This window comes from Fictibacillus solisalsi (assembly GCF_900103485.1).
GTDB lineage: Bacteria > Bacillota > Bacilli > Bacillales > Fictibacillaceae > Fictibacillus_C > Fictibacillus_C solisalsi.
The window spans coordinates 40,476-48,128 of the sequence record NZ_FNHW01000009.1; the positions used below are offsets into that span (position 1 = coordinate 40,476).

A 7,653-nucleotide genomic window follows, 5' to 3' on the forward strand; every position below is an offset into this window, starting at 1 on the left:
TCATAAATTGATTGATTCTGCGCTACACACCTCGGCAGGATGATTAAGCCAAATGGCCCCCGCTGTCTACGGCATGACATAGATATTTATTTACAACATTTCAAACTATATCAGCTTAGAAAATGTTTGTCAACTATTTTTTAAGAGAAAAGTTAGATGGGTTAACTTTAATTCCAGGTCCCATTGTAGAAGCGATTGCTACGTTGCGGATATAAGTACCCTTTGCAGCAGCTGGTTTAACTTTAATAAGCGTATCGATGATTGTTCCAAGGTTCTCGGACAACTTGCTGTCTTCGAAAGAAACTTTCCCGATCGGCACGTGAATATTACCGGCTTTGTCAACACGGTATTCCACTTTACCTGCTTTAATATCATTAACCGCTTTTTCAACTTCAAATGTTACAGTACCTGTTTTAGGGTTTGGCATTAAGCCTTTTGGTCCTAACACGCGTCCAAGACGACCAACTTCAGCCATCATGTCAGGTGTTGCCACGATCACGTCGAAGTCGAACCATCCTTGTTGGATTTTGTTGATGTAGTCAGTATCGCCTACGAAGTCAGCTCCAGCAGCTTCTGCTTCTTTTGCTTTTTCGCCTTTAGCGAATACTAATACACGTTGAGTTTTACCAGTTCCGTGCGGAAGCACGACAGCACCACGGATTTGTTGGTCCGCTTTCTTAGGGTCAACCCCAAGACGTACTGCTACTTCAACAGACTCGTCAAACTTAGCTGTTGCAGTCTTTTTAACAAGCTCAATCGCTTCAGCAGCTTCATAAGCTTTTTGGCGGTCTACTAGTTTAGCCGCTTCTTGGTATTTCTTACTTTTTTTAGCCATTGTAAAAATTTCCTCCCTTATGTGGTTTAGCGGATATACCTCCCACTTAAACGGCCACCCGAGATTTTGAGGGCCGCTGCGCCTTCTTGCCCCGACACTAAACACCCGAGCTGCAGGCTTTGTTTCATTAATAAAGGTTGCGAACCGTTTTACCGGTAGGATGTCTCCTTTACTCGCAACCCGTTTGACGCATCAGGATTAGTCTTCGATAACAATTCCCATGCTGCGTGCTGTACCTTCAACCATGCGCATTGCAGACTCAACGTTTGCAGCGTTTAGGTCAGGCATTTTTGATTCTGCAATTTCGCGAACTTTATCACGTTTTACAGTTGCAACCTTTTTCTTGTTTGGTTCACCAGAACCAGACTCGATACCAGCAGCTACTTTTAGAAGTACAGCAGCTGGAGGGGTTTTAGTAATGAATGTAAATGAACGGTCTTCAAAAACCGTGATTTCAACCGGAATGATTAAACCAGCTTGATCAGCAGTACGAGCGTTAAACTCTTTACAGAATCCCATGATGTTAACACCAGCTTGTCCTAGTGCAGGTCCAACCGGTGGTGCCGGATTTGCTTTACCAGCAGGGATCTGAAGCTTTACCATTTTAATAACCTTTTTAGCCACGCGACACACCTCCTTAAGTCCGTGATGTGGTATATGGGTGTAATACCCTCCCACTCAAAAATACGCTTCCCCCATGCTTAGGAGAAAGCAGTTGTTTAGAAATATCAAACATTAAAAAGTCTATCACTTTTTAAGTTGGATTTCAAGCGTTTTTAAAATTACTTTGAAACTAGAGTTTGACGACCTGGTTGAAATCCAGTTCAACCGGCGTTTCACGGCCAAACATGTTGACATGAACCTTAAGTTTCCGCTTGGTCGGATCGATCTCTTCGATCGTACCCACAAAGTCAGCAAACGGACCTTCCTTCACTTTCACAGCTTCCTTAAGCTCATAGTCCACTTCGATGCGAGGCTCTTCCATACCCATGCCTTTAAGAATGTGTTCAACCTCTTCAGGCAATAGCGGAGTTGGTTTGGAACCCGCTCCTGCAGATCCTACGAATCCTGTAACACCCGGGGTATTTCGAACCACATACCATGAATCGTCAGTCATGACCATTTCAGTCAAAACATAACCGGGGAAGACCTTTTTCATGGCTGTTTTCGTTTTGCCGTTCTTTACTTCCGTTTCTTCTTCGACAGGAACGAGCACACGGAAAATCTTGTCCGACATCCCCATTGATTCCACGCGCTTTTCCAGGTTCGTTTTCACTTTGTTTTCATACCCTGAATACGTATGAACGACATACCAGTTTTTTTCCATATTTATCGGGACAACCCGTGTCCTTTCCCTCCTAAGCGGATATACTCTATGCAGTGTATCCAGTTATCTTTCTATATAAACAAATTAGTCAACAATGAGTTCAACAAGTTTTGAAATGCCTAGGTCAACTACCCAGAAGAAGAGCGCCATCACTATAACAGTACCGATCGTAACTGCTGTATAGCGAATCAATTCATCTCGCTTCGGCCAGCTAACTTTCTTCATTTCCTTCTTAACGTCGGATAAAAACTTTGCAGGAGACTTTCTTGTTTTTTCTGCAATGTCAGCCATCATGTTACCCCCATTAGCTAAAAGTTAATATATGTGCAAACAGCCGGCAAGCCGGCATCTTATTTCGTTTCTTTGTGGGTAGTGTGTGCATTGCAATGACTGCAAAATTTCTTAACCTCGATACGTTCAGGGTTTGCTGCCTGGTTTTTCATGGTGGTATAATTTCGGCTGCTGCATTGACCGCAGGCTAAAATAACTTTTTTTCGCATAATAACACCTTCCGTGCTGTTTAGACCCACTCATCCACGATATCTATATTACTTTTACCACATTATCACAGGGCAAAAGGCTTGTCAATAAAGGTCGGAACGGCTCTTGCGGCAGCAACCGGCCATTTGAATACAAAAAGAAAAACAGGGGTAGTCCCCCTGCTTATAATGTTATTTCCCGTAATTCAAGATATCGTTCAAGTTTTCTTTTCACACGCTGAAGTGCATTGTCTATCGACTTGACATGCCTGTCTAGGTCAATGGATATTTCCTGATATGACCTTCCATCCAGGTAGAGCATCAGTACCTTCCGTTCGAGATCGCTTAATATCTCACCCATTTTCAGTTCAATATCATCGAACTCTTCCTGGTTGATGATGAGTTCTTCCGGATCTGTCACCTTCGTTCCGCATATCACATCCATCAATGTCCTGTCCGATTCTTCATCATAAATCGGCTTGTCCAGAGAGACATACGAATTCAGCGGTATGTGTTTCTGCCTTGTTGCGGTTTTGATGGCCGTTATCATTTGCCGTGTGATGCACAGTTCGGCAAAAGCCTTAAAGGATGAAAGCTTGTCCTCTTTATAATCTCTGATGGCTTTATAAAGGCCGATCATGCCTTCCTGGATAATATCTTCCCGGTCAGCGCCGATTAGAAAATAGGACCTTGCTTTGGCGCGCACGAAATTTTTGTATTTGTTAATCAAAAATTCCAACGCGGCACTGTCTCCTACATGGACATGTTCTACCAGACTTTCGTCTTCGATCTGTTCATAATCCAGAACCGTCATTTCTTTGAGGTAAATGCTCACGACAATCCCCCCGGTCAGAGCCTGAATGCAAGGCAAAATATAACAATATTATACAGCATGACAGGAAAAAGCGTCAAGATTGTTTATTTTTGGCCTCTTCTCCATTTTTCGAATATTTCAGCGATTTCTTCAGACAAAGAGATATTCGAAAAGTTGCGTTCCCTTGCCGACTTTACTTTTCGGTCAATCCGCTTTTCGATATCCTCCATCTCGATTTTCAGTTCCCTCGAAGACTTGCGAAGAGCCCCCTTGGCAAAAACCACCCATTGTTCGGTATAGTCTGAAGTCGCTACGAAAATCCGGGTATTCACATTCTTAAACTCCGAAGCCAGTTTCTCAATCCGTTCATCTGCGGTTTCGTTCTCTCTCGTAAAAATGACTTCAACCTTAAAATTCTTTGATTTCTTTTCAATGCCCGGCACCATATGGGCGTCAAAAACAACGATCACTCTGTAGCCGGTAAATGCCTGATATTCCGCCATTTTTTCAATGAGAATATCCCTGGCCTTCGCAAAATCCAAGTCTTTTAAGGATCTTAGCTCAGGCCAGGCTCCAATCACATTGTATCCGTCAACGATCAGGATGTTTTCCATTAGGATGATTGCGGATGGCGTTTGCGGTAAACCTCGTATAAGAGCAGACCTGCTGCCACCGATGCATTAAGGGAAGTAACCTTTCCTTCCATCGGAAGCCGTACAAGAAAGTCACATGTATCCTTCACCAGACGGCCCATTCCCTTGCCCTCACTTCCAATGACAAGGCCGATCGGCAGATCCAGCTTGGCTTCCCTGTAGTCTTCTTGCCCTTTCATGTCGGCTCCCACAAACCAAAGGCCGCGCTCCTTCAATTCCTTCATCGTTTGAACAATATTCGTCACACGAACAACCGGTATATATTCAATGGCTCCCGTGGAGGCTTTGGCAACAGCCGCCGTAAGCCCTACCGCCCGCCGTTTGGGAATAATAATGCCATGGGCTCCGACCGCGTCAGCCGTTCTCATGATCGAGCCCAGATTGTGAGGATCCTCGATCTCATCCAGAATAATGAAAAAAGGATCTTCTCCCTTTTCTTCCGCTTTTTGAAATAAATCGTCGATTTCGGCATATTCATAAGCCGCTACCGCCGCAATGACACCCTGGTGGTTTCCGCCATCACTCAGCAAATCCAGCTTTTTTTTCGGAACGAACTGAACCAGCACATTATTTTCTTTGGCCATGTGTATGACTTGGCTCACCGGCCCTTTTTGGGAGCCCTCCCCCACAAAAATTTTATTGATATCTCTTCCTGAACGCAGCACTTCGAGTACAGGATTTCTTCCGATAATAAATTCTTCGCTCATTGTTTTCCTCCCTCTTCCGCCTGCTCAACGAAAGACACTACTTTTTCAAAAATCATATCCAGGCGTTCCTCATGGCCCAGCAGGTGGTGATAGCCAATAATCGCTTCAAAGCCTGTCCCATACCGGTATGTTTGGACATCTGTATTTTTTGGAACTGATCCCTGGTTTGCGTTTCTGCCCCGCATGATAACCGCGGTTTCCTCTTCGTCAAAAAAGCCGTCCTCGAGCAGCCGTTTAACCACGGATGCCTGTGATTTTGCGGATACGTACTTGGTGGCAAGCGTATGGAGCTTGTTCGGTTTCACCTGCCCTGAATGAATGAGGTGATGCCGCACAAAGGTTTCCAGCACGGCATCTCCCATATACGCAAGGGTCATTCCATTTAATTGTTTAACATCAGCATTAGTGATTTGTTTGCTCATTTACTGCCTCTTCCAGCGAACACCCTGCGGCGTATCTTCCAATACGATATTCATGTCGCGCAGCTGGTCTCGAATTTCATCCGCCCGGGCGAAATTGCGTTCTTTCCTGGCTGTGTTCCGCTCTTCAATAAGCGCCTCAATGTCTTCATCCAGCAGTTCTTTCTCCTCTGTCAGTGTCAAGCCAAGCACTCCGGCCAGCTCTTCGAAAAGGTTGATAAATTTGGCAAGCACCGCGGTTGAAGTATTTTCCGACTGCAGGTAGACATTGGCCTCTTTTGCCATATCAAACAGGACGGCAATGGCGTTTGCGGTATTGAAGTCATCATCCATTTCAGTAATGAAGCTTTGTTTGAATTGCTCTATTTTTTCGTTCCATTGGTCCGCATCAGAAGCGAGATCCGCACTGACTTCCAGACGGTGCTTCAAATTTCCGTAAGCGGTACGAATCCTGTTCAGGCTGACTTCCGCGCTTTGAAGCAATTCATTACTGAAGTTGATCGGGTTGCGGTAATGAACGGCCATCATGAAAAAGCGGATCACCTGCGGGTCGAACTCTTTAATCATATCGTGAACAAGCACAAAGTTCCCGAGTGATTTGGACATCTTTTCGTTATTGATATTAATATACCCGTTATGCATCCAATATTTTGCCATCGGCGCTTCGTTTAATGCTTCTGACTGGGCGATTTCATTCTCGTGGTGAGGAAACGTTAAATCCTGGCCTCCTCCATGAATGTCAATGGAATCCCCAAGGTACTTTTTCGCCATGGCCGAGCACTCGATGTGCCAGCCCGGACGACCTTTCCCCCATGGGCTCTCCCAGGAGATTTCTCCCTCTTTGGCTGATTTCCACAGTGCAAAGTCTAGAGGATCCTTCTTGATGTCGCCTACTTCAATCCGGGCCCCGGAACGAAGATCATCAATCGATTGATGGGAAAGCTTACCGTATCCGTCAAATGCTCTTGTTTTAAAATACACATCGCCTTTTGCTTCATATGCATAACCCTTTTCAACCAACTTGCTGATAAAATCAATAATTTCCGGCATGGTCTCGGTTACTCTCGGATGATAGTCTGCTTCCTGGACACCTAACGCGCAAACATCCTCATGATACGAATTGATAAAACGTTCAGCTACTGTGGGAACATCGGTGCCGAGCTCTTTGGCCGCCCTGATGAGTTTATCGTCCACATCAGTAAAATTGGAAATAAAATTCACATCATAGCCACGGTATTCAAGGTAGCGTCTTACCGTATCAAATACGATGGCCGGACGGGCATTTCCGATATGAATGTAGTTGTAAACGGTAGGTCCGCATACATACATTTTTACTTTCCCTTCCTCAAGGGGTTTAAATACCTCTTTTTGACGGGTTAACGTATTATAAATCACTAAGCTCATCGCACTTCACTTCCCTTTCGTAAACGTTCCATATCTGCCTGCAATCTTTCAATTTCCGCCTGCAGTTCGCGGAATTGGGCAGCCACCGGATCCGGAAGATTGCAGTGATCCAGCTCCTGGCCGATTTTAACGCCGTCCTGTACAACGACCCTACCCGGAATCCCGACTACCGTCGAGTTCGGCGGCACATCCCGAAGCACAACCGAACCCGCCCCTATCTTAGAATGTTTCCCAATTGTGATGGATCCCAATACTTTGGCGCCCGAAGCAACCAACGCATGGTCCTCAAGTGTTGGATGCCGTTTTCCTTTTTCCTTACCGGTACCACCAAGTGTTACACCCTGATACAAGGTAACATTATTCCCGATGATACACGTTTCTCCGATGACGACTCCCATTCCATGATCTATAAACAACCGGCGCCCGATCTGTGCACCCGGATGAATTTCAATTCCTGTAAAAAAGCGGCTGATCTGTGAAACCAGACGGGCGAGAAACAAGAAATTGTGTCTGAACAACTTGTGAGCCACCCGGTGAGCCCAGACCGCATGCACGCCTGAATACGTTAAAATGACCTCCAGCTTGCTGCGTGCTGCCGGATCATTATCAAAAACTGCCTGTATATCCTCCCTCATGCGCTTCCACATGGAAATCCCCCCTTAGTTAAGAAAAGCTGAAACGGCCGTTAAAAAGCGGCAGGCGTTGGAACTCTTGAACGGCAACACGTTCTTTGTGTTGTGGTGAAAGAGTGAAACGACCAAGCTTTTGGCGGTTGAAGCTGGATCAAGAAAAGCTGAAGCAGGCGTTTAGAGTCGATAGGCGATGGAGCGGTGACACAGCAACACGCTTTTTGTGTTGAAGTGTCAGCGTGAATCGACAGAGACTCTGCCTGTTGAAGCTGGATCGAGAAAAGCTGAAGTAACCGTTTAGAGACGAAAAACATTGGAACTCTTGAACGGCAACACGCTCTTTGTGTTGTAGTGAAAGAGTGAAATGGTCGAGTCTCTGGTCACTG

General features: G+C 45.4%; 11 protein-coding genes and 1 other annotated feature (1 of these 12 cut by a window edge). All 11 genes read right to left on the reverse strand.

The features are described 5' to 3' along the window. Positions 1-90: a sequence feature (ribosomal protein L10 leader region), on the reverse strand; it reaches 60 nt to the left of the window's first position. A 43-nt stretch (positions 91-133) separates the two neighbouring features. The 11 genes from rplA to epsC all read right to left on the reverse strand — a co-directional run bounded on the left by rplA (position 134) and on the right by epsC (position 7,285). Next, positions 134-835, reverse strand: a complete 702-nt coding sequence (gene rplA, locus BLT53_RS23790; protein ID WP_090239681.1) for a 50S ribosomal protein L1 — start codon at positions 833-835, stop codon at positions 134-136. Between the two features lie 198 nt (positions 836-1,033). After that, positions 1,034-1,459, reverse strand: a complete 426-nt coding sequence (gene rplK / locus BLT53_RS23795) for a 50S ribosomal protein L11 (RefSeq protein ID WP_053356210.1) — start codon at positions 1,457-1,459, stop codon at positions 1,034-1,036. A 169-nt stretch (positions 1,460-1,628) separates the two neighbouring features. Further along, positions 1,629-2,162 (reverse strand): transcription termination/antitermination protein NusG, encoded by a 534-nt coding sequence (nusG, locus tag BLT53_RS23800; RefSeq protein WP_090239685.1) that lies wholly within the window; start codon positions 2,160-2,162, stop codon positions 1,629-1,631. 84 nt (positions 2,163-2,246) lie between these two features. Beyond that, positions 2,247-2,453, reverse strand: coding sequence for a preprotein translocase subunit SecE (gene secE / locus BLT53_RS23805; protein ID WP_090239688.1), 207 nt, complete (start codon positions 2,451-2,453; stop codon positions 2,247-2,249). Positions 2,454-2,512: 59 nt separating this feature from the next. Further along, the gene (gene rpmG, locus BLT53_RS23810) at positions 2,513-2,662 is read right to left on the reverse strand and encodes a 50S ribosomal protein L33 (protein ID WP_090239691.1); all 150 of its coding nucleotides are present in this window, start codon (positions 2,660-2,662) and stop codon (positions 2,513-2,515) included. A 163-nt stretch (positions 2,663-2,825) separates the two neighbouring features. After that, positions 2,826-3,476 carry an RNA polymerase sporulation sigma factor SigH gene (gene sigH / locus BLT53_RS23815; RefSeq protein WP_090239693.1) on the reverse strand — a complete coding sequence of 217 codons (651 nt, stop codon included), beginning with the start codon at positions 3,474-3,476 and terminating at the stop codon, positions 2,826-2,828. Between the two features lie 83 nt (positions 3,477-3,559). Beyond that, positions 3,560-4,069 carry an NYN domain-containing protein gene (locus BLT53_RS23820; RefSeq protein ID WP_090239696.1) on the reverse strand — a complete coding sequence of 170 codons (510 nt, stop codon included), beginning with the start codon at positions 4,067-4,069 and terminating at the stop codon, positions 3,560-3,562. Beyond that, positions 4,069-4,815 carry a 23S rRNA (guanosine(2251)-2'-O)-methyltransferase RlmB gene (rlmB, locus tag BLT53_RS23825; RefSeq protein ID WP_090239699.1) on the reverse strand — a complete coding sequence of 249 codons (747 nt, stop codon included), beginning with the start codon at positions 4,813-4,815 and terminating at the stop codon, positions 4,069-4,071. The genes BLT53_RS23820 and rlmB overlap by 1 nt, the downstream gene beginning before the upstream one ends. Then, a complete protein-coding gene (locus BLT53_RS23830; protein ID WP_090239701.1) occupies positions 4,812-5,237 on the reverse strand; it encodes a Mini-ribonuclease 3 in 426 nt (141 codons plus the stop codon). The genes rlmB and BLT53_RS23830 overlap by 4 nt, the downstream gene beginning before the upstream one ends. Further along, entirely contained in the window at positions 5,238-6,638 is a 1,401-nt protein-coding gene (gene cysS / locus BLT53_RS23835; protein WP_090239704.1) for a cysteine--tRNA ligase, read from the reverse strand. After that, complete coding sequence (gene epsC, locus BLT53_RS23840) at positions 6,635-7,285, reverse strand: serine O-acetyltransferase EpsC (RefSeq protein WP_090239706.1); 651 nt, start codon at positions 7,283-7,285, stop codon at positions 6,635-6,637. Before epsC ends, cysS begins: the two co-directional genes overlap by 4 nt. Positions 7,286-7,653 lie beyond the last annotated feature (368 nt).